The organism is Paenibacillus sp. 598K (assembly GCF_003851045.1).
GTDB lineage: Bacteria > Bacillota > Bacilli > Paenibacillales > Paenibacillaceae > Paenibacillus_D.
In genome coordinates this window covers 1-631 of record NZ_BFBX01000338.1, presented here as the reverse complement: position 1 = coordinate 631, position 631 = coordinate 1, and the positions used below count along the sequence as shown (strand labels likewise).

Annotated in this window: 1 protein-coding gene; it reads left to right on the top strand. The window is 57.8% G+C overall.

The features are described 5' to 3' along the window. Positions 1-90: 90 nt before the first annotated feature. Positions 91-588 carry a hypothetical protein gene (locus PA598K_RS35365; protein ID WP_128661321.1) on the top strand — a complete coding sequence of 166 codons (498 nt, stop codon included), beginning with the start codon at positions 91-93 and terminating at the stop codon, positions 586-588. Positions 589-631: the final 43 nt, after the last annotated feature.

The following is a 631-nucleotide window of genomic DNA, read 5'->3' as shown; positions in this document are numbered from 1 at the left end:
GGAGCTGCTGGAGCTGCTGCTGGCTGACTGGCTGAGGGCAGCCGGGATAACCGGAGCTGCTGGCGCATAAAGGGGGCGAAGGAAGCCGGGATGGGCAATAAAAAGCGGAAACGTGACAATACGCCGCGAACGAAGCGCATGAAAAAGGAGGGCCGCAAGCAATCGGCGGTCCACTGGCTGCCGACCTATAACGGCAAAAGCATCATCAAGGGATATAGCAAACGGTACGCAGTCGACAAGTATACAGCGCTGCTTGAGCTGACCGAGCTCGGGGTGGCGATCCCTAAGAAGACCGCTCGCTCGATCCGCGAACAGCGCAAGCGTGAGCTGCAAAAAGGGGCTCGGCGACGCGCAGTCGATGAGGAAGCGGGCTGGCCGGAATCTGACGAGACGTACGCTTATATCGCGGGCTATACGTCAGGGGGCTTCGCTTACGGTATCACTTGGGAAGAGAGGGAGCGCTTTGCCGATCAGGACAGTCTCGACGACACGCTGCCCCCGGCAGAGGAAGACGAGTACTGGCTGTATCAGCATACAGAGGACGACGAGAGCTTGTTCGCTACGCTGCCTCCTCTGTATAATGAATAAAGAGAAATCAGGTTGCCATCAATAGCCGAAGAGGCACGGAATC

Coding starts and splice junctions, on each gene's coding strand:
- PA598K_RS35365 (WP_128661321.1), top strand. CDS start 91: ATGGGCAATAAAAAGCGGAAACGTGACAATACGCCGCGAACGAAGCGC.